This is a genomic window from Bartonella sp. OT172YNZD (assembly GCF_042193725.1).
Taxonomy (GTDB): domain Bacteria; phylum Pseudomonadota; class Alphaproteobacteria; order Rhizobiales; family Rhizobiaceae; genus Bartonella; species Bartonella grahamii_A.
Map to the genome: position 1 here is coordinate 90,592 of NZ_JBHILZ010000007.1, position 20,231 is coordinate 110,822.

Genomic DNA, 20,231 nt, shown 5'->3' on the forward strand with positions numbered 1-20,231 from the left:
AGCATTTCTCATCCTTAATGAGAAATGCTTCTTTGTGAAGTTTGACTATTACATCCACCATTTTTCTACACTGAATATCCCTGCTTCTTTTTCAATAATGTGCGCTATCTGAAAAATGATTTCTTCAGCAAAAGGTTTACCAATCAATTGCAATCCTAAAGGTAAACCATTTGATGACAGACCTGCAGGAACAGAGATTCCTGGTAAACCAGCCATATTAACTGGTACCGTAAAAATATCATTAAGATACATTGCTATAGCATCATTTTTTATTTTTTCATCCGCAATACCAAAGGCAGGTGTTAGTGTTGCTGGTGTCAGAATAGCGTCAATGCCTGAAGCAAAACATTGATCAAAATCACGTTTTACGAGTGTTCTTACTTTTTGAGCTCTTAGATAACAGGCATCATAATAACCAGATGAAAGAACATAAGTCCCAACCAAAATACGTCGCTTGACTTCATCACCAAAACCAACAGAGCGCGTATTTTCATACATCTCAATGATGTCTTTTCCAGGCACGCGCAGACCAAAACGCACACCATCATAACGCGCTAAATTAGAAGAAGCTTCTGCAGGAGCTATAATATAATAAGAAGGTAGAGCATATTTTGTATGGGGCAAAGAAATATACTTAATCTCAGTTCCTGCTTCTTTTAACCAACTTATGCCTTTTTGCCAAAGCTCAATAATTTCTGGAGACATTCCATCCATATGATATTCTTTTGGAATACCAACTTTCATTCCTTTGATTGATTGACCAAGATAACTTTCATAATCAGGAATTGGAAAATTCACGGAAGTAGAATCTTTTTCATCAAAAGAGGCCATTGATCTTAGTAAGATAGCACAATCACGAACATCTCTAGCAACAGGTCCAGCTTGATCAAGAGATGAAGCAAATGCAACAATGCCCCACCGTGAACAACGTCCATAAGTTGGCTTTATTCCTACAGTTCCAGTAAAAGCTGCTGGTTGACGTATTGAGCCACCTGTATCGGTTGCAGTAGCACCAGCACAAATTTGAGCTGCAACAGCGGCAGCAGATCCTCCTGAAGAACCACCGGGGACAAGTCTTTCATTCGAGCCTTTTTTTCTCCATGGATTAATAACGGGACCATAATATGATGTTTCGTTGGATGAGCCCATAGCAAACTCATCCATATTAAGTTTTCCTAACATCACAGCACCGTCTTGCCATAAATTAGCCGTAACAGTTGATTCATAGTGCGGTTTAAAACCATCAAGGATATTTGAACAAGCTTGAGTATGAACACCATAGGTTGCAAAAAGATCTTTAACCCCCAAAGGGATTCCTTCTAAAAGCCTTCCCTGCCCTCTCGCTAAGCGACTATCTGATTCAGCAGCCATTTTCATTGCTTGTTCTGCTGTTATTGTTACATAAGCATTCAAAATTGGATTAGCTGATTCTATTGCTTGTAAATAAGATTCCGTTAATTCTGTTGCTTTGAGATTTTTCTTTATTAGAGCATCACGAGCTTGCGCAATTGTGAGGGTTGTTAAATCAGTCATATTGGTTCTCAAATATTCAAAAATATAAAAAGTTACTCAACAATTTTTGAGACAAGAAAAAAATTTTCTTCTGTAACAGGGGCATTGGCTACAATATCTGCTGCTTTATCGCCATCTGTAACACTATCTTCACGCATTCGTAGAGTCATCGGCATCACAGATGTTAATGGCTCAACTCCACTGACATCAACTTCATTCAATTGCTCTACAAAACCTAAAATAGCATTGAATTTTTTTGTCACAGGTTCTATCTCATCATCGTAGATAGCAATCCGCGCTAAATGTGCGATCCGCTTGACGGTTTCTTGATCAATAGACATACTATTTAAGCCTTTCTGTTTTTATTAATCTCTATTCTGGCTATACAAGGCTGAGCTTGCAAGCGCAAGAATATTAGATAACATGAATGAAGAATATCACCATTAGATCTGAAACATTAAAAAACGCATTATACCCTTATGACCGTTATTAATATAGACGAAGTTATGACACATCTTTTGCCTGGACAAACAATAGCAGGCTTAGATTTAGGAAAAAAAACTATCGGAATTGCAATTTCTGATATGGGGCTGACTGTCTCAAATCCGCGTCCTGTACTACAGCGAAAAAAATTTACAGAAGATGCTTACACACTTATTAAAATTTTTGACTGTGAAAATGTAGGCGTTATTATCGTTGGCTTACCCCTTAACATGAATGGAAGCAGCGGTTCTCGTGTTCAAGCAACTAGAGCTTTTGTGAGCAATATGAAAGCTTATACAAAAATTCCATTTGTTTTTTGGGACGAACGTTTATCAACAATTGCTGCAGAACGTTCTCTTCTAGAAATGAATGTATCGCGCGCTAAAAGAGCAAGCCGAATTGATTCGGCAGCCGCCGCTTTTATATTGCAAGGTGCTCTCAATAGAATTCAAAACTTTCATCATATGGAAGGATAGAGGACATTGAGCAAATGCCCTGCATTATATCGTGCAATGAGCATTCCGTAGGAAGATCTCCATTGTCCCCCAAGGCGGCTTTCCATATAGGCATTTGCAACATGTTCTATGTCTGTAGAACGTAATGCTGCTGCTGCTGCTGCATAGGCTACCTGTTCAACAAAAAACCTTCCTGAACCTTCATTTGCTGATGCCATATCACCTGCTGACTTAATAATTTCAATTGCTCGTGGTCCCGCTGGTCCAATATCAAGAGCAATTTTTTCTAACAATTTCTGAAACAATCCCGGTGCTTTTTCAGCAATAAGAATGGCATCCTTTACCAGTTGATTAGCAGAACTATTTCTTACAATTCGCGCAGGCCCATTATGCAACATTTGTGATAATGGATTATTCTCTATAAAACTTTCAATACCAAGTTGTGCAATAATCTCGCCAATAATAGGCACAACCAATTGACTTACGTGATAAGCAATAATAGGTGTCATAATGCGAGCAAAAGCTGCTTCAGAACGGTCGTTTGCTGCATTGTCAAATGCTCTCGCTAAACGCAAAACCAATGCTTGTGAAGCAGCTATATCTAATGCAATATCTGCAAAAATACGTTCTGTCAGTGGTGGTAAAGGCTGATTAGGCATTTTTTTCCGGAAAAAATCTATGCCAAATTGAAGAGCTGCTCGCAAAACACCTGCCGATATGACCGATTGATCGAAACGCATCATCGTCTCAATATCTTTAATAACTTTAAGCCCTTCTCCAGCATTTCCCAAAAGCCAGCCATAACTGCCTTGGAAATCAACAACCCCCTCTGGTGTTAAAAGTTCTCCAGAACGCTGAATTAAATGACGAATCGATATAAATCCATTTAATGCGCCATTTTCTTGTATGCGTGGAATAAAAAAACAACTTAAATGACCATTTAAATCTGCACTCACAAGATATCCGTCAGCGGTAGGATTAATAACATTGGTTTTTACAACATTTAAACGATATAGATCACGTTCCATACTTTCATCGAAAGAAATTTTCTTAACACTTGGAAAATTGAAAGCATATTTTTCAATATCATCAAATGCACAAGTTAGAGAAGCAGCCTTTTTATGATGAATAGACTTTGAAGAAGAATCATATTGACGTGATAAAAGTACATTTTGCCATTTTTTGAAGAGCTCAATATCACTAATTAAAACAGCAATAGCTGCACTCGTTATAATAACTTCATTCAAATGTCCTGTTTCTAAACCAGCAGATAAAGCTAAACGAATCGCACGCGCTTGATAACGGACTCCATTTTCTGAGCTCGTATTTTCCCAAAGCGAGGTAACCAAACCTGCTTGTCTAGAATATTGTTGAAGAGCTTGATAGGAAGAATGGATCTCTAATTTTTCCGTTGGTTGCCCCCATTCATCATTATAACATAATAAAGGTTTATAATAATTCGCTAAGCAGGAGAGTTTCCATGCTTCTCGACTCGCTGCAAAATCCCCTATTTCTTCAAAACTTGCTAGCAAAAACTTAGGCAAAGTAGAGGCAATACGAAACATAAGCGTATCGCTAAGAAATGTATTTTTTCGACGACTATTTTGCGCAGATACAGCACTCATAGGTATATTCCTACATTCAAATCATTCATATTATAGACTATTTGTCTTTTTAGAGTTAAGAAACATTTATCATATTCAAACAAATGCTTGTTTAACCTGTTTAGAGAGAGATAAAGAAGAATGCTATGATTCAAGATAATTTTTTTCCACTTTTCCCTCATCAACATCTTTTAGCTATTAAAGATCTGAGTGTACAAGATCTTAATACATTGCTTGATCGTGCAGAAGCAAATGTTATCCTTTCTAACAAAATTGATAAAATAAAATCTACTTTGCATGGACGGACTCAAATTAATCTCTTTTTTGAAGCCTCTACGCGAACACAATCTTCTTTTGAATTAGCGGGTAAAAGGCTAGGTGCACACGTGATGAGTCTTGCGATCGGCAACTCATCTGTAAAAAAGGGAGAAACATTACTTGATACTGCTACAACTCTCAATGCGATGAAGCCAGATATACTGGTTTTTCGCCATAACAGTGCAGGAGCGGCAGCTTTATTAGCGCAAAAAGTTGATTGTTGTGTTATTAATGCAGGTGATGGTGCCCACGAACATCCAACCCAAGCTTTATTAGATGCTCTAACCATTAAAAGGGCAAAAGGTCGTATTGAAGGATTAACTGTTGCGATTTGTGGAGATATCTTACACTCACGTGTTGCCCGTTCCAATATCTTGAGTCTCAATGCTTTGGGTGCTCGTGTTCGTGCTGTTGCTCCTTCAACACTCTTACCTGCAAAAATCGCTCATATGAGTGTTGAGGTTTTTAACACGATGAAAGAAGGTCTTAAAAATGCTGACGTTATCATGATGTTGCGCTTACAGCATGAACGGATGACAGGCTCTTTTATTCCCTCTACGCGTGAATATTTCCATTATTTTGGCTTACATAAAGAAAATCTAGCCTATGCCAAAAATGATTCCATTATTCTTCATCCTGGCCCAATAAACCGTGGTGTAGAAATTGCATCCGACATAGCAGATGGACCACAAAGTATGATTCATACACAAGTAGAAATGGGAATTGCAGTGCGTATGGCTGTCATGGAGGCTTTATTAGATTCACGTGCAAAGATCAGTGGAGAAAAAAAATGATAAAACCAATTGTTTTTCAAAATGCCCGTATTATTGATCCTTCGCGCGCAATCGATGAAATTGGTACAGTTATTGTTGAAGATGGACGGATTATAGCCGCTGGAAAAGAAGCCCTAAATCAAGGAATCCTAGAGGGAGCAGAAGTTATTAACGCACAAAACAAAGCAATTCTCCCTGGACTTGTTGATGCGCGCGTTTTTGTTGGAGAATTAGGGAATGAACACTGTGAAACAATCGCATCAACAAGTCAATCCGCAGCAGCAGGTGGTATTACTTCTTTCCTCATGATGCCAAATACGCGTCCAGTCATTGATAATGTAGCACTTGTTGAATTTATTAGGCATACAGTACAAGAAAAGTCATCGGTCAATATTTATCCCGTTGCTGCGATCACACAAGGTTTTAACGGACAAGAAATAACGGAATTTGGCTTACTAAAAGATGCAGGAGCTGTTGCCTTTTGTGAAGGAAAAAAAACGCTTCAAAGTTCATCTGTTATGCGGCGTGCAATGACTTATGCACGTGATTTCGATATCACATTAATACACGAAACACAAGACAAAGATCTTACAGGCCAAGGTGTGATGAATGAAGGACTGCTGGCCAGTTGGCTTGGTCTTTCTGGCATCCCCCGCGAAGCAGAAGTTATCCCACTTGAAAGAGATCTGCGATTAGCAATATTAACGCAAACACGCTATCATGCAGCTCAAATATCGACAGCACTCTCTGCTGATGCACTTCGTTTCGGTAAAAAACGCAGTAAGAAAATTTCAGCGGGTGTATCTATAAATCATTTATCGTTCAATGAAAATGACATTGGTGAATATCGCACATCTTTTCGCTTAATGCCCCCATTGCGTACAGAAGAAGACCGTATAGCAATGATTGAAGCAATAAAGGATGGGACTATAGATGTTATTGTCTCTTCTCATGATCCTCAGAGTAAAGATACAAAACATTTACCATTTAATGACGCAGCGGTCGGCGCTATTGGTATGGAGACCTTATTGAGCGCAGCCTTACGCCTTTATCATGATGAAAGCCTATCTCTTCTACGGATAACTGAACTTTTGTCAACGGCGCCTGCAAAGCTCTTTGGACTTAATGCAGGAACACTAAAGAAAGGTGCTCATGCAGACCTTATTGTGGTTGATCTTGAAGAACCATGGATTGTGTCAACAGAAAAGCTCTATTCACGTTCAAAAAATACCCCTTTTGAGAATGCACGTTTTCAAGGACGCGTGCTCCAGACCTTTGTGAAAGGGAAAACCGTTTTTAAACTTGATCAACAAACTTAATGAGATTCTTAATGAATGAAGCAGAAATATTTTTTCAGTTCACTCCATGGTTTATTTTCCTCATATCTTATCTAATTGGCTCGATTCCATTTGGTCTTCTTTTTACGAGATTGTCCAAAATTGGTGATATAAGAACAATCGGTTCCGGCAATATTGGAGCAACAAATGTTTTACGAACAGGAAATAAAAAGCTTGCTGTTCTAACACTTCTTTGTGATATGTTGAAAGGAACTATCGTTGTTTTCGTTATAAAGTTTTTTAGTGATCCGCTAGACCATAGTATCCTTGTTTCTCTAGCAGGTTTTTTTGCTTTCTTAGGACATCTTTTCCCCGTATGGCTTAAATTTAAAGGTGGCAAAGGCGTTGCTACCTATCTTGGTGTGTGTTTAGGGATCTACTGGCCAGCAGCAATTGTTTTCATTGTTGTGTGGATGGCAATTTTTCTACTCACACGCTATTCTTCATTATCCGCACTCGTTTCTGTTATTATAACTGCGATATTTGTTTTTTACTTTTCCAATCCTTATTTCTATTTTATGCTGATTACGATGAGCATATTTGTGTATATAAAGCATTACGCAAATATCGGTAGATTATTAGTTGGGAAAGAAATTAAGATTGGGACTCAGAACGGGGATAAATAAAGGAATCCTGCTCACTGATCGTCAACGTCTAAACTGGTTACGGTTGTTGCGTAGTGAAAATATTGGAGCAGTAAGTTTTCGCAATCTCATTGATCATTATAAAACAGCAGAAAATGCTCTAGCAGCGCTACCTGAGCTTAGTAGAAAAGGTAGTGGTTCTGTATCTATTAAAATAGCAAGCTTAGAAGATGCAGAAAAAGAAATACAAAAAGCTAAAAGATTAGGTGTTCGGTTTATCGGCATGGGAGAACCAGATTATCCAGCTTTTCTTAAGGTTACAGAAGCTCCTCCGCCGCTTATTGCTATCAAAGGTAATATTTCAATTTTTCAAAAAACTTCTATTGGAATTATAGGTTCTCGAAATGCTTCAGCTGCTGGAAAAAAGCTTACGGCTCAATTTGCGCGTTTTCTCGGAGAAGCGGGCTTTGTAACAATTTCTGGACTCGCTCGTGGAATTGATAGCGTTGCGCATCAAGCAAGTTTAAAAACAGGAACTGTTGCAGTCATGGCTGGAGGAATTGATCATATCTATCCTCCTGAAAATAAAAAGTTGCATGAAGATATTATCGCCAACGGTGGAGCCATCATCAGCGAAATGCCTATTTCTTGGAAGCCGCGTGCTATCGATTTTCCAAGAAGAAACCGTATTATTGCAGCTCTATCACTTGGTCTCTTGGTTGTAGAGGCAGCCCTGCGCTCAGGGTCCTTAATTACCGCACGTCAAGCAGCTGAAATGGGACGGTTAATTTTTGCCATTCCCGGTTCTCCACTTGATCCAAGATCTGTTGGCACAAACAATCTTATCAAGGACGGTGCTCTACTCACCACACATCCTTCTGACATTATAGAAACACTTACGCCATTAATTTCACCGCTTCCAAATTCCCAACTCAATTTTTTTGAGGAACCATCTTTTTTACAACTTGAAAAGAAGAATTCTAATTTAGCAGATGAAAAAAACAGCACTCCTCCTTTAACAGGTGAGGATACAGCACGTGCAGCAGTTCTCTCCGCTCTTTCAACAACGCCAATCGATTTAGACACACTCAGTACCCACACAGGTATTCCACTCCCAACACTCTACCTCTTATTGGTAGAACTCGACCTTGCTGGAAAGCTTATTCGACACTCTGGTGGTTATGTGTCATTGTCGAATCTTGATCTTCCCCAAGAGCCTCAGCACTATTAATAATGCTTTGCCCTTCTTTGGCAACCATATCCAAAAGCAATGCTAAAAGCGGACTATGCGCCTGACGCGCCATTTGATTCATTTGCTTTGACATGTCTGTAATATATTGGATAACTTTTAAATGATTTATAAACATAATCCTCTTATCCTTGAGCATTTCCCCTCCTACCTCTCAATAGACGTTATCTTAGTATTTCGCCGTATGTTTTTGTAATAACAGTGGAAAATAAATCGTGTAATTCTATATAGGGTGTATTCTAATAATAACAATCACAAGTTGTACAATATTCATGTTTTTTATATGGCTAATATTTTTTTATGTGCTCTTAAGCAATTGTCATTAGCTATTCGCGTAAAAGGCGTTTATAAAAAAGTTTTTTATTTCAATATTTGGGTAAAATTATGAATATCGTTATCGTTGAATCTCCAGCAAAAGCAAAAACAATTAATAAATATCTTGGGTCTCAATACAAAGTTGTCGCATCATTTGGACATGTTCGTGATTTGCCTGCAAAAGATGGTTCTGTTTTACCGGATCAAGATTTTTCTATGAAATGGGATATAGATTCTGCTGCCGCTAAACGTTTAAATGAAATAGCAAAAGCCGTTAAAGAAGCCGATAGTCTTATATTAGCAACAGACCCTGATCGTGAAGGAGAAGCTATTTCATGGCATATTCTGGATGTTCTTCGTCAAAAAAAAGTTTTAAAAGATAAACCTATTAAAAGAGTTGTCTTCAATGCCATCACCAAAAAGTCTGTGCTTGATGCTATGAACAATCCACGTGATATTGATACATCACTTGTAGATGCTTATCTTGCACGTCGCGCTCTTGATTATCTCGTTGGTTTTACACTTTCACCTGTTTTATGGCGGAAACTCCCTGGTGCGCGTTCAGCAGGACGCGTTCAATCGGTTGCTTTGCGTATTATTTGTGATCGTGAAGCAGAAATAGAACATTTTATCAAAGAAGATTATTGGTCCGTTACAACACAGTTAAAAACCATCCGAAATGATAGTTTCCAAGCAAGATTGACAATGTTCAATCAAAAAAAAATAGGCAAGCTTGATATTCAATCTCAAGAACAAGCAGACCAAATTCGTTTTATGTTGGAGAAAGCCCAATATCATACACTCAGTGTTGAAGCAAAACCTACAAAGAGAAATCCTTTTCCTCCATTTACAACCTCCACACTACAACAAGCAGCTTCTTCAAAATTGGGATTTTCAGCTTCTCGCACTATGCAAATTGCCCAAAAGCTTTATGAAGGCATTGAAATTAATGGTGAAACAGCAGGGCTTATTACTTATATGCGTACCGATGGTGTGCAAATAGCACCAGAGGCCATTGATTCAGCACGAAAAGTTATTCATGAAACTTTCAGTAAAGACTATCTTCCTGAAAAACCACGTTTTTATTCAACAAAGGCAAAAAATGCACAGGAAGCACACGAAGCGATCCGTCCAACAGATTTTCAACGCAATCCTAGTCAAGTCCGTAATTTTCTCGATAGCGATCAAGCAAAGCTCTATGAGCTGATATGGAAGCGTGCTATTGCCAGCCAAATGCGTTCTGCTGAAATTGAACGTACAACTGTTGAAATTGAAGCACAGCAAGGAGAAAACCGTGCAAATCTACGAGCAACAGGATCTGTTATTCGCTTTGATGGTTTTATTTCCGTCTACACCGATCAACGAGACGAAGAAAATAATGAAGAAAATGAAACAACACGTTTACCACAAATAAACACTGGTGAAGCACTTACAAAAGAAAAAGTTGAATCTGTACAACATACCACAGAGCCCCCTTCTCGTTATTCTGAAGCTTCATTAATTAAAAAGCTTGAGGAGTTAGGAATTGGTCGTCCCTCAACTTATGCCTCCACATTGGCGACATTATGTGACCGTGGATATATTGTAATTGATAAACGAAAGCTTATTCCCGATGCTAAAGGACGTATTGTTACAGCCTTTCTTGAAAATTTTTTTAATCGCTATGTAGAATATGGTTTCACAGCAGATCTTGAAGAAAAGCTGGATCTTATCTCTGATGGCAAACTTTCTTGGAAAGACGTATTGCGAGATTTTTGGGATGGATTTAATGCATCTATTAGCAATATCCAAGAACTCCGTATAACCAATGTCCTTGATGTTTTAAATGTAACATTAGCACCTCTCGCCTTTCCTGAACGCGAAGATGGAAGTGATGTGCGTTCCTGTCCTCTTTGTAAAAGTGGTCAATTATCATTAAAACTCGGTCGTTATGGTGCTTTTGTTGGCTGTTCCAATTATCCCGAATGTAAGTACACACACCAACTTGGTACAGATACTGGAGAAGAGAATGACGCTGTACGCAATGATGAACCTATTATACTTGGTAATGACCCTGAAACAGGAAAAGATATCTCTCTTCGCAATGGCCGGTTTGGTCCCTATATTCAACTTGGTGAAAGCAAAGAAGTTAAGCGTGCAGGATTACCAAAAGAATGGCGGGCAGAAAATGTAACCCTTGATAAAGCCTTGGCTTTACTATCCCTTCCCCGTGAAATTGGCATTCATCCTGAGACTGGAAAAACAATCACGGCTACGATTGGACGATATGGTCCCTATCTTAGCCATAACGGAAAATCTGCGCGCCTTCTGCATGCAGATGAAGTTTTTGATATTGGTATCAATCGCGCTGTTACAATATTAGCAGAGCAACAAGAAAACAAAACCAAGCAAAGCAGACCAACACCTACAGCATTGGCAACATTAGGAGAGCATCCCGAAGGAGGAACCATTACTGTACGCAATGGGCGTTATGGTCCTTATGTTAATTGGGGTAAAATTAATGCAACATTGCCAAAAGATAAAGATCCCATTAGCGTAACACTTCCAGAAGCATTAGAACTTATATCGGCTAAAGCATCGAGTAAAAAAACAACTTTAAAAAGAGCTTCTTCTAAAACAAAAGCAAAAATACAAGAGACATAAATTTTGGCTAAAGGTGAAAAAAACATAAAATATCTCTCTTCATTCAAAGGAAAAAAAATTCCTAATAAGGAACAAATCCTTTCCTTTATAAATGAGAATCCTAACCACTCAAGTAAACGAGAAATCGCCAAAGCTTTTAACTTAAAAGGCGATTCTCGTATTTGGCTGAGAGATATATTACGTGAGTTGAAGGATCAAAATCTTATATCTAAACAGCGCAAAAGAGCAATAAACAAAGGAAAATTACCTCCCGTTACTTTAGTAAAAATTAGTGGACGTGATAAAGATGGAAGTTTTATTGCACAACCTCTTGAATGGGATGATTCTCCAAAGCCTAATATTGAAATACACTCTTTTCATCACATAAAAGGAAGTGGCATTGGTGTTGGAGATCATATTCTTGTAAAAGTTTTTCGAAATAAAAATTCTGAAAGCTCAAGCCTCCCTTATACGGGACGAATTATTCGTAAAATTGATGTATCTCCCAAAAGCGCATTTGCTGTTGTACGAAAATTTGAAAATAATCAATGGTGCCTTGATCCTATAGACCGTAAAACCAATGAACTCATTGTTGAAATGTCTCCAGAAATGAAAATTGAAATTGGTGATCTCGTTGAAGTCGAAATTAAAAAAAATACTGGTTACGGATTAAAGAGCGCAAAAATAAAAAATGTTTTAGGGCACATTAAGAGTGAAAAAACACTCTCTATGATTGCTCTTCTTTCGAAAGCAATTCCTTATATTTTTCCTGAAAGTGTTCTTAAGGAAGTTAAACATATCAAAGCTGCCAATATAGATAATCGTGAAGATTGGCGACAATTACCATTTATTACAATTGATCCACCAGATGCAAAAGATCATGATGATGCAGTCTATGCAACCAAGGATAAGGACCCAACCAATAATGATGGTTGGATTATTATTGTGGCCATTGCAGATGTTTCTTCCTATGTCAAAACAGGAAGTGCTTTAGATAAAGAAGCTTTGAAGCGGGGAAATTCTGTTTATTTTCCCGATACCGTTGTGCCAATGCTCCCCGAGCGCATTTCTCATGATTTATGTTCTCTACGTGAAGGAAAAGAAAGACCAGCTTTAGCCGTTCGTATGATTTTTGATGCAAACGGTAATAAACGAAAACATAGTTTTCATCGTATTATGATTCGTGTAAGAGCTAAACTTTCTTATCAAGAAATGCAATTGGCAATTGAAGGTAATATAAATGAAAAAACAGCTGCTCTTTTTGAGAGCATTTTGCAACCCTTATGGGAAGCCTATGCATGCCTTAAAGTTGCACGAAATCGTCGCCAACCACTAGAATTAGAAATAGCAGAAAAAAAGATTATTCTTGATCAAAATGGATGCATAAAAGATGTTGTGAGTGAAACACAGTTAGAAGCACATCGTTTAATTGAAGAGTTTATGATACAAGCCAATATTGCAGCTTCTGAAACATTAAAACAACATCACCAGCCCCTCATTTATCGTATTCATGAAAAACCTTCTCTTGCTAAGCAAGAAATACTTCGGAGATTTCTTCAAAGTTTGGGGATACCACTCTCCCGCGGAAGCGAACTTACCCCAGCGCGCCTTAATAGCATTCTGGCAAAAGTAACGAATACACCACAAAAAGAATTAGTCAACCAAGTTATTCTGCGTTCACAATCTCAAGCTGAGTATAATCCAAAAAATATCGGCCACTTTGGTTTAAACCTACATAATTATACACATTTTACATCACCAATCCGTCGTTACGCTGATCTCATTATTCATCGAGCACTCATTAAAGCCCTGAAGTTAGGAAATGATCAATTAACAAATACACAAGAACAAAATCTTGCAGAAATTGCTACGCAAATTTCTTTATACGAGCGCCGTGCAATGATGGCTGAAAGAGAAACTATTGATAGGCTTGTTGCTCACTATTTAACGAATAAAATCGGCCGTATTTTTACAGGTCGCATTTCCGGAGTTACAAAAGCAGGTCTTTTTGTCTCACTTGATAAACTCAATACAGATGGTTTTATCCATATTTCTACACTTAAAAATGATTATTATCATTTTGATGAAGCACAACATGTTCTTGTAGGACAGCGTAGCCATAAAGGCTATCAGCTCAGTGATGTTGTAGAAGTAAAACTTATAACTGTACAACCTTTTGCTGGCGCTTTATGCTTTGAGCTCTTAACAAAACCTCGTCCAATAAAATTTTCACCGACATCCTATCATAAAAATAAATTAAAAAAACAAAAGCATAGTTTTTATGGGAAAAGAAAATATTAATTAAAAATAAAAAGTAAAAAATATTTTTACAATTTTTACTGTCTTATTTTTTTATTTTAAAATCTAAAATTTTTGTTGAAAAAAATTAATCTTCTTGTCCTCCATTAAATAGTATATGAATAATAAAATAAGAATAACTTTAAGTTAAGAAATGACCTATAATATGTATTATTTTATGTGTACAATCTTCTTTCTTTAGTATATAAGAGGGTGTATTTTATCATTATATCTATAACAACCATGTAAAAATCTTGCAGTTTTTTATACTCAGGAAATGAGAAAAGCTGCAAAAGATAGTGTGGGCTTCCTTTCATTTCAGCTCATCTTTTCATTGTTTAATAAAAAAGTAGCTTAAGCTATTCTCATGAAAAAAAGCTTTTAACTCTCAAAACAATTCTTTGCGTGCAATATTGCAGCTATTGTTACTTCTCGAATCGTCTTATGCTTAGGCATTTCTAAAACGATATTATTTATGATGTCCATAGGATCTTTAAGTTTTTATGATACTATTTTTTTGAATCTATATGGGTTTGGTTCATTTTAAGGTTTATATTACATTTTACTATGACTGTTATGTTTATACTGTCAGAGTTTTAGATCAACAGTTATGCTCCTCCTAAAAGACGTGGTTTGGTTCCATCCATTTATGCTATTGTCCTAGGATTAGGGTTTGCGGTAGGTCCAACGCTGTTGGCAATAGTCTTATTATACTGGCTGCTATCCCAATTCTTGTCGCTTGGAAATTAAGTCTAAAATTTCAAAAAAGCCAATATACACCATTTTTTCGTTATCTTTTTCACGTTCCAAGCGCAATGATAGCAGTACTGGTTTACAGTGCTATTCAAATGGGCGCATTAACTCTTATTACTCCCTTTAGTTTATCCATTGGTTATAATGAGAATGAAGCAGCACACTTTATGGCCACCCTTGCGCTCGGGAATGTTTTCCTCTTAATTCCTATCAGCATTATAAGCGATTATGCCAAAGATCAACTCTATCCGCTGATAAGTTGCGCTATCTTAGGTTTTGTTGGAACTTTCATGATACCATAGATCATTCAATATCCATGGATTCTGATGCTTGATCTGTTCCTTCTTGTCTGTTCCTTCTTGGTAGTGTGTAGCAACGAGCCTTTATACAATCGGTCTAGCACATCTAGGGGCACGTCTCAAGGGACAAGAACTTACTGCTGCTAATTCTGCTTTTATTTTTTGCTATGGAATGGGTATGTTTATCTGGCCGACCTTTATCGTAAAATCCATGGATATCTTTAATCCCTTCAGTTTTTCAATAACCATGGCTGTTTTTTTTAGTTTATATGCCACTTTGATGTTTGTCCAACTTATGAGAAAATTAATCAGCTCTTGACTTTTTTGAGAACATCCGTAGTGTTGCTGGAAAATCTGATGACATCAGAAATAGGTTTTGATAGCAAGATAATATTTTTTCAGTATAAATAAGGTTCTTACATTATGGCTAAAGCAGCAACCATTAAGATCAAGCTTTTATCAACTGCAGATACGGGTTTTTTCTATGTAACAAAGAAAAACAGCCGTACAATGACAGATAAAATGAGCAAGCGTAAATATGATCCAGTTGTAAAAAAGCACGTTGAATTTAAAGAAACAAAAATTAAATAAATAGGCTTATCATTGAATTGATAGATTTATACTCCAAAAGAAATGTGGGGATCTTGCTCTTCAAAGTTATTTTTTGAGAGATATTTTTTCTGTTTCCTTAAGTTTAAAAAGTTTACTTTAAAATTTGTATGTTTTGTACGGATTTGGATAAGTTGATTTATTATTTAAGTTGCTTACATATATTCTATATGAGTATTTCATTATTGTGATATCTAACGAAAATTTTGTCATTAAAACGAAACATTGTTTCGTCATATGAGTAAAGTTTCTCGGACGAATTATAAGCAATACTAAAATAGAGTGCGTTATAATAATGTTAGCAGTTTCGTTGTTTCATGAAAAAAATTCTCATTTTAATCTAAGAAGCTTAAAAAAAATCACTGGTTTCAATATTTTTGTTGCTGCTAGCATTCTTATTGTTATATTAATTTATTTTAAGCAGAATCAGCAGTTTCCTCAAAAAGAAAATTTTTCTTCTCAAAACTCTATTAGAGGAAATGCATTAATCATTGATGGTGATTCTATCATGATTTCTTCAATTAAGATTCGACTGGTTGGAATTGATGCTCCTGAACTCCACCAATTTTGTGGAAAAAAGGAGGAACGCTACCCTTGTGGGCTTGAGGCTAAAAAATATTTAGAACAACTACTAGAAAATCAAACTGTTACATGTCACTGGCATAAAACAGACCAATACCGTCGTGTTCTTGCAACATGTAAAACAAAACAAGTTAGCAATATCAATGCAACGCTTGTACATAATGGTTGGGCTGTAAGTTATTATGAATACCCCAAAGAAGAACAAGAAGCTAGAAGGAAAAAGAAAGGAATATGGGCATCAAGTTTTCAACGACCGCGAGAATGGCGCAAAGCAAATCCTCGCACTGAATAAGAAAAATATTTTTTAATTTCATTGAGCAATGAAACGATGTAATCAGATTATTACACTTGAAAAAAAAATCTATTCCTGTCGTGTTTGTATCCAACAACCACATTATTTTCCTCCTCTTCCTCACGAACCAAATCCCGTCGTTTATTTATCTGATACGGCTTCGATTGCGGTTGCAGGACAAGCACCAGGATTGCGTGTCCATGAAACTTCTATCCCTTTTAATGATCGCTCTGGCAAAAGGCTGCGTGATTGGCTGGGGGTAACGAAAGAAGAATTTTATAACAGATCTCTTTTTGCTATTGTTCCTATGGGATTTTGTTTTCCAGGTTATGACAACAATAAAGCTGATTTACCACCAAGGCGTGAATGTCGAGAAATATGGCATGAAAAGATATTTCAAGCGATGCCTCAAATAAAGCTTGTTCTTGCTATTGGCAGTTATGCGCAAAAGTGGCATATTACAGGATTAAAACATAAAACTGTTTCAGCAACCGTTAGTGATTGGAGAAATATTCTTCCCATCCCCCAACCTCAAGGCTATAATGTTATGCCTTTGCCTCATCCATCATGGCGAAATACTTCTTGGTTACAGAAAAACCCATGGTTTAACGATGAGTTTATTGTATATCTGCGTCGTTTAGTGCGTAATTTTTTATAAATTAAAATATTGAGAAAAAATATGGATCGTCTTGATAGAAAAATTTTACATCTTTTGCAAGAAAATGCAACACTTTCTGTTGCTGATATTGCTAAAAAAGTGGGACTTTCGACCACTCCTTGCTGGCGTAGAATTCAAAAACTTGAAGAAGATGGCGTCATTCAGCGTCGTGTTGCCGTTCTTTCTCCAGAAAAAGTAAATGCGCACGTCACTGTTTTTGTGTCTATTCGCACAAACACACATAGTCATGAATGGTTTAAGCGTTTTTCAAAAATTGTGCAAGAATTCCGTGAAGTTATTGAATTTTATCGAATGAGTGGAGATATTGACTATTTATTGCGTGTTGTTGTGCCCAACATTGAAGCTTATGATCTTTTTTATAAAAAATTAATTTCTAAAATTGACATCCGTGATGTCTCATCTTCTTTCGCAATGGAACAAATTAAATATACAACGGAGCTTCCTCTTAATTATATTAAATTACACGACAAGACGCATGAACACAACTCTTAAGAGTTTTTTATATCGTCTCATTATCTTTTAGGCATTCAAACTTTCTTGTTTAAAAACCACCATTTGTGCATGTATTAAAACAGCAGCTTTGACAATGCCAGCTGCCATAGCTGCTCCTGTCCCTTCACCAAGATGCATCCCCAAATCCAGAAGTGGTTCTTTGCCAATTTTTTTTAAAAGTTTACGATGGGCTGTCTCAGAAGAAAGATGTCCAACAAGGGTATGATCAAGAGCTTTTGGATGCATTTTATAAAGGACCGCTGCAGCTGCTGTTGCCACAAAACCGTCTAAAATAACGGGTATTCTTTCCATTCTTGCTGCTAAAATAGCACCAACCATAGCAGCAATTTCACGTCCTCCTAAGCGACGCATTATCTCAAAAGGATCATTAAAATAATCCTTATGCAAAGAAATGGCTGTCTTAACCGCTGCAATTTTACGCTGATAAAAATCACCTTCTGATTCCATACCATTTTCTGTCCATTCTTCCACTTCTCCTCCAAACAATGCTAAGCATAAAGCTGAAGCTATTGTTGTGTTTCCAATTCCCATTTCTCCAATACATAAAAGATCTGCCCCATCCGCAATGGATTCCATTCCAAATGCCATTGTAGCAGCTGCACTCCGCTCATCCATTGCGGCATCCTTCGTAATATTCATTGTTGGATATTCCAATGCTAAATCAAATATTTTTAATCCAAGATCATAAGCAATACAAATTTGATTGATAGCAGCTCCACCAGATGCAAAATTTTGCACCATCTTTTGTGTCATAGATTGTGGAAATGGTGTCACATTTTCTTCTACTATACCATGGTTTCCAGAAAAAATAGCGACCAAAGGTCGCGTTACGATAGGTTTTTCTGTCCCCCTCCATCCTGCATACCAAACAGCAATATCTCCCAGTTTTCCCAATGTTCCTTGCTCTTTTGTTAAGTTTTTTTGGCGTTTTTTTGCCAAAATTATAGAAAACTCATCAGCAATAGGTAAATGTGTAAGCAAAGCACGAAAATCATCAAATGGACTAGCGGTCATAAGGATACCTTTTAAAATCTACAATGTTTATGAAAATCACGTCATATATAGATGATATGAATAATTTGTTGTTTTTTTAAACAGTTCTTTAAAAAGTTAAATATTATGAGAACAATAATTTCTATATTCTATTTTATAATCAAATAATAAACATGCAAAATTTAAAATATTATCAATATGTTATTACTATTTTTACATTATGCTCTTAACCTATTTCTCTATTAAATAGGAGCAATCAGCATGTTGTTTAATATATAAATTTTAACATTCCTTCTATAACAAAAGTTATAAACTTTTAAAAACTTATAAAATTGAAGGGATCAAAATTATCGCAAAGAAATCAAAACACAAAGGATCTCAACTTTAACATATGTTAATTGTCAGGCTGTTATTAAATGAGAGCATAAAAAGCTTCTTTTAAAATACATATATCTGCATTTGGTTTTGTCGCATCATTTGATAATATTTGCCTCCATCGACGTGCCCCACTCCGCCCATGAAATAAACCAATCATATGACGCGTCACATGAGAAAGCCGCCCCCCCGATGCAATATGTCGAGCCGCATAATCACACATAACCTCAATAAGATCACTCTCACTCAGATTATTTTTCGCCTTATCATAGAGTTCAAAATCAATATGTTTTAACAAAGCTGGATCACGATAAACTTGGCGACCAAGCATGACAGCATCACAAAAAGTTAAGTGTTCTTTTATCTTATCAAGAGATTTAATTCCACCATTTATCCCAATGAATTTATGAGGATATTTACGTTTTAATTTATAAACCCTTTCATAATTAAGGGGCGGAATATCGCGATTCTCTTTCGGACTCAATCCTTGTAGCCATGCCTTGCGTGCATGTATCCAGAGCGCATCACATCCAGCATTCCAAACCTGATTAGCCAAAAGATCTAACGCTAACTCTTCATCTTGTTCGTCCACTCCAATCCGACATTTGATAGTTACAGGTATAGTAACCTCTCGTTTCATCGCTTCCACGGCATTTGCCACAATGTCTGGATGTAGCATCAAACAAGCCCCAAAGACACCTGCTTGAACACGATTTGATGGGCAACCAACATTGAGATTTATTTCGTTGTAGCCAAAATCTTCAGCAATTCGTGCAGCTTCTGCTAACTTTTTCGGATCTGCCCCCCCTAATTGTAATGCAACTGGACGTTCTTTATCGCTAAAAGCCAACAATTGTTTGCGAACACCATGAATGACAGCATCTGCTACCATCATTTCCGTATAAAGGAGTGCTTTTTTTGTTAAAAGACGATAAAAAAACCTGCAATGTCGGTCTGTCCAGTCCAACATTGGTGCTACTGCAAATTTTACAGGCGATGGAAGGTTGTAAAATATCATAAGAGCATTACTCTCATATCCCTATAGTTCTCTCTTTATACATAGAAAAATACTTACTTTTAGTTTACGGAAAGTTTTATTCTCTTATACTATCATGAATATAATAACAGCTCATTATCTTCAATTGATATAAAGGCTTACTACAATCAATCATGATAAAATACATTATCGCATTTCTCATAGATTAGTGTTCAGGTATATAAACATGAAAAAAGAAGATTTTCACTATAATATAAGAAACTTATTTACAACTTCTTCTTACGCTCATCAAGCCTCTACCCTTACATGATTTAGCACAGCGTTTAAGACAATAAATGATAAACTAACACATTATACAATTTTTCATGATAGATTTAATTTTCTTTAAATTTTTTTAACTTATTACGCAAATAAACGCTACAGAAAGTACTTCTATCTTCTCTTCAAGAATGAACCAAAATCCTTATTTCGTACGAATCTAATTATAAATCATTTTTTCTCAATGAGTTATTCTTGGATTTCACTTTATAAGATAGACAAATTTCATCCTAAATATTCTATCTAATTTTGCCATTTTATGATTCTTGTA

At 36.6% G+C, this 20,231-nt stretch carries 18 protein-coding genes; 12 read left to right on the forward strand and 6 right to left on the reverse strand.

Annotated features, from left to right (window positions below):
* Positions 1 to 48: 48 nt before the first annotated feature.
* Complete coding sequence (gene gatA / locus ACFIJS_RS04475) at positions 49 to 1,533, reverse strand: Asp-tRNA(Asn)/Glu-tRNA(Gln) amidotransferase subunit GatA (RefSeq protein WP_375650296.1); 1,485 nt, start codon at positions 1,531 to 1,533, stop codon at positions 49 to 51.
* A gap of 32 nt (positions 1,534 to 1,565) precedes the next feature.
* On the reverse strand, positions 1,566 to 1,853 hold the full coding sequence (gene gatC, locus ACFIJS_RS04480) for an Asp-tRNA(Asn)/Glu-tRNA(Gln) amidotransferase subunit GatC (RefSeq protein ID WP_375650297.1): 288 nt from the start codon (positions 1,851 to 1,853) through the stop codon (positions 1,566 to 1,568).
* A 138-nt stretch (positions 1,854 to 1,991) separates the two neighbouring features.
* Here gatC and ruvX point away from each other — a divergent pair, with 138 nt between their 5' ends.
* The gene (gene ruvX / locus ACFIJS_RS04485) at positions 1,992 to 2,471 is read left to right on the forward strand and encodes a Holliday junction resolvase RuvX (protein WP_375650299.1); all 480 of its coding nucleotides are present in this window, start codon (positions 1,992 to 1,994) and stop codon (positions 2,469 to 2,471) included.
* Here the strand turns inward: ruvX and ACFIJS_RS04490 are convergent.
* Positions 2,456 to 4,075 carry an acyl-CoA dehydrogenase family protein gene (locus ACFIJS_RS04490; protein WP_375650300.1) on the reverse strand — a complete coding sequence of 540 codons (1,620 nt, stop codon included), beginning with the start codon at positions 4,073 to 4,075 and terminating at the stop codon, positions 2,456 to 2,458. The genes ruvX and ACFIJS_RS04490 overlap by 16 nt on opposite strands.
* 125 nt (positions 4,076 to 4,200) lie before the next feature.
* On the opposite strand from ACFIJS_RS04490, the gene ACFIJS_RS04495 reads away from it, so the two are divergent.
* Genes ACFIJS_RS04495 through dprA form a run of 4 tightly spaced genes read left to right on the forward strand, consistent with a single transcriptional unit; the run spans position 4,201 to position 8,297 of the window.
* On the forward strand, positions 4,201 to 5,166 hold the full coding sequence (locus ACFIJS_RS04495) for an aspartate carbamoyltransferase catalytic subunit (RefSeq protein WP_375650301.1): 966 nt from the start codon (positions 4,201 to 4,203) through the stop codon (positions 5,164 to 5,166).
* Positions 5,163 to 6,464, forward strand: coding sequence for a dihydroorotase (locus tag ACFIJS_RS04500; RefSeq protein ID WP_375650303.1), 1,302 nt, complete (start codon positions 5,163 to 5,165; stop codon positions 6,462 to 6,464). The genes ACFIJS_RS04495 and ACFIJS_RS04500 overlap by 4 nt, the downstream gene beginning before the upstream one ends.
* 11 nt (positions 6,465 to 6,475) lie before the next feature.
* Positions 6,476 to 7,108, forward strand: a complete 633-nt coding sequence (plsY, locus tag ACFIJS_RS04505) for a glycerol-3-phosphate 1-O-acyltransferase PlsY (RefSeq protein WP_375650304.1) — start codon at positions 6,476 to 6,478, stop codon at positions 7,106 to 7,108.
* Entirely contained in the window at positions 7,083 to 8,297 is a 1,215-nt protein-coding gene (gene dprA, locus ACFIJS_RS04510) for a DNA-processing protein DprA (protein WP_375650305.1), read from the forward strand. Before plsY ends, dprA begins: the two co-directional genes overlap by 26 nt.
* On the opposite strand, the gene ACFIJS_RS04515 is transcribed toward dprA, so the two are convergent.
* Positions 8,227 to 8,433 (reverse strand): hypothetical protein, encoded by a 207-nt coding sequence (locus ACFIJS_RS04515; protein WP_005773510.1) that lies wholly within the window; start codon positions 8,431 to 8,433, stop codon positions 8,227 to 8,229. The two genes, dprA and ACFIJS_RS04515, sit on opposite strands and share 71 nt — an antisense overlap.
* A gap of 266 nt (positions 8,434 to 8,699) precedes the next feature.
* Here ACFIJS_RS04515 and topA point away from each other — a divergent pair, with 266 nt between their 5' ends.
* From topA to ACFIJS_RS04550, 7 genes are all read left to right on the forward strand, one after another.
* A complete protein-coding gene (gene topA, locus ACFIJS_RS04520) occupies positions 8,700 to 11,273 on the forward strand; it encodes a type I DNA topoisomerase (protein ID WP_375650307.1) in 2,574 nt (857 codons plus the stop codon).
* A 3-nt stretch (positions 11,274 to 11,276) separates the two neighbouring features.
* Positions 11,277 to 13,553 (forward strand): ribonuclease R, encoded by a 2,277-nt coding sequence (rnr, locus tag ACFIJS_RS04525; protein ID WP_375650308.1) that lies wholly within the window; start codon positions 11,277 to 11,279, stop codon positions 13,551 to 13,553.
* Between the two features lie 812 nt (positions 13,554 to 14,365).
* A complete protein-coding gene (locus tag ACFIJS_RS04530; protein WP_375650309.1) occupies positions 14,366 to 14,605 on the forward strand; it encodes a hypothetical protein in 240 nt (79 codons plus the stop codon).
* Positions 14,606 to 15,025: 420 nt separating this feature from the next.
* The gene (gene rpmG, locus ACFIJS_RS04535) at positions 15,026 to 15,193 is read left to right on the forward strand and encodes a 50S ribosomal protein L33 (protein WP_004864083.1); all 168 of its coding nucleotides are present in this window, start codon (positions 15,026 to 15,028) and stop codon (positions 15,191 to 15,193) included.
* A gap of 313 nt (positions 15,194 to 15,506) precedes the next feature.
* Complete coding sequence (locus ACFIJS_RS04540; RefSeq protein ID WP_375650311.1) at positions 15,507 to 16,085, forward strand: thermonuclease family protein; 579 nt, start codon at positions 15,507 to 15,509, stop codon at positions 16,083 to 16,085.
* A gap of 28 nt (positions 16,086 to 16,113) precedes the next feature.
* A complete protein-coding gene (locus ACFIJS_RS04545) occupies positions 16,114 to 16,743 on the forward strand; it encodes a uracil-DNA glycosylase family protein (RefSeq protein WP_375650312.1) in 630 nt (209 codons plus the stop codon).
* Between the two features lie 21 nt (positions 16,744 to 16,764).
* Positions 16,765 to 17,256, forward strand: a complete 492-nt coding sequence (locus ACFIJS_RS04550) for an Lrp/AsnC family transcriptional regulator (protein WP_330167634.1) — start codon at positions 16,765 to 16,767, stop codon at positions 17,254 to 17,256.
* 27 nt (positions 17,257 to 17,283) lie between these two features.
* On the opposite strand, the gene cobT is transcribed toward ACFIJS_RS04550, so the two are convergent.
* Both cobT and dusA read right to left on the reverse strand, forming a co-directional pair.
* Positions 17,284 to 18,291 carry a nicotinate-nucleotide--dimethylbenzimidazole phosphoribosyltransferase gene (cobT, locus tag ACFIJS_RS04555; RefSeq protein ID WP_375650313.1) on the reverse strand — a complete coding sequence of 336 codons (1,008 nt, stop codon included), beginning with the start codon at positions 18,289 to 18,291 and terminating at the stop codon, positions 17,284 to 17,286.
* A gap of 391 nt (positions 18,292 to 18,682) precedes the next feature.
* Positions 18,683 to 19,663 carry a tRNA dihydrouridine(20/20a) synthase DusA gene (gene dusA / locus ACFIJS_RS04560; protein WP_375650315.1) on the reverse strand — a complete coding sequence of 327 codons (981 nt, stop codon included), beginning with the start codon at positions 19,661 to 19,663 and terminating at the stop codon, positions 18,683 to 18,685.
* Positions 19,664 to 20,231 lie beyond the last annotated feature (568 nt).

What these genes read in the sequence shown, in the direction of transcription:
- gatA (WP_375650296.1), bottom strand. Translation starts at nt 1,533, where the DNA reads ATGACTGATTTAACAACCCTCACAATTGCGCAAGCTCGTGATGCTCTA.
- gatC (WP_375650297.1), bottom strand. Translation starts at nt 1,853, where the DNA reads ATGTCTATTGATCAAGAAACCGTCAAGCGGATCGCACATTTAGCGCGG.
- ruvX (WP_375650299.1), top strand. Translation starts at nt 1,992, where the DNA reads ATGACCGTTATTAATATAGACGAAGTTATGACACATCTTTTGCCTGGA.
- ACFIJS_RS04490 (WP_375650300.1), bottom strand. Translation starts at nt 4,075, where the DNA reads ATGAGTGCTGTATCTGCGCAAAATAGTCGTCGAAAAAATACATTTCTT.
- ACFIJS_RS04495 (WP_375650301.1), top strand. Translation starts at nt 4,201, where the DNA reads ATGATTCAAGATAATTTTTTTCCACTTTTCCCTCATCAACATCTTTTA.
- ACFIJS_RS04500 (WP_375650303.1), top strand. Translation starts at nt 5,163, where the DNA reads ATGATAAAACCAATTGTTTTTCAAAATGCCCGTATTATTGATCCTTCG.
- plsY (WP_375650304.1), top strand. Translation starts at nt 6,476, where the DNA reads ATGAATGAAGCAGAAATATTTTTTCAGTTCACTCCATGGTTTATTTTC.
- ACFIJS_RS04515 (WP_005773510.1), bottom strand. Translation starts at nt 8,433, where the DNA reads ATGTTTATAAATCATTTAAAAGTTATCCAATATATTACAGACATGTCA.
- topA (WP_375650307.1), top strand. Translation starts at nt 8,700, where the DNA reads ATGAATATCGTTATCGTTGAATCTCCAGCAAAAGCAAAAACAATTAAT.
- ACFIJS_RS04530 (WP_375650309.1), top strand. Translation starts at nt 14,366, where the DNA reads ATGATAGCAGTACTGGTTTACAGTGCTATTCAAATGGGCGCATTAACT.
- rpmG (WP_004864083.1), top strand. Translation starts at nt 15,026, where the DNA reads ATGGCTAAAGCAGCAACCATTAAGATCAAGCTTTTATCAACTGCAGAT.
- ACFIJS_RS04540 (WP_375650311.1), top strand. Translation starts at nt 15,507, where the DNA reads ATGTTAGCAGTTTCGTTGTTTCATGAAAAAAATTCTCATTTTAATCTA.
- ACFIJS_RS04545 (WP_375650312.1), top strand. Translation starts at nt 16,114, where the DNA reads ATGAAACGATGTAATCAGATTATTACACTTGAAAAAAAAATCTATTCC.
- ACFIJS_RS04550 (WP_330167634.1), top strand. Translation starts at nt 16,765, where the DNA reads ATGGATCGTCTTGATAGAAAAATTTTACATCTTTTGCAAGAAAATGCA.
- cobT (WP_375650313.1), bottom strand. Translation starts at nt 18,291, where the DNA reads ATGACCGCTAGTCCATTTGATGATTTTCGTGCTTTGCTTACACATTTA.
- dusA (WP_375650315.1), bottom strand. Translation starts at nt 19,663, where the DNA reads ATGATATTTTACAACCTTCCATCGCCTGTAAAATTTGCAGTAGCACCA.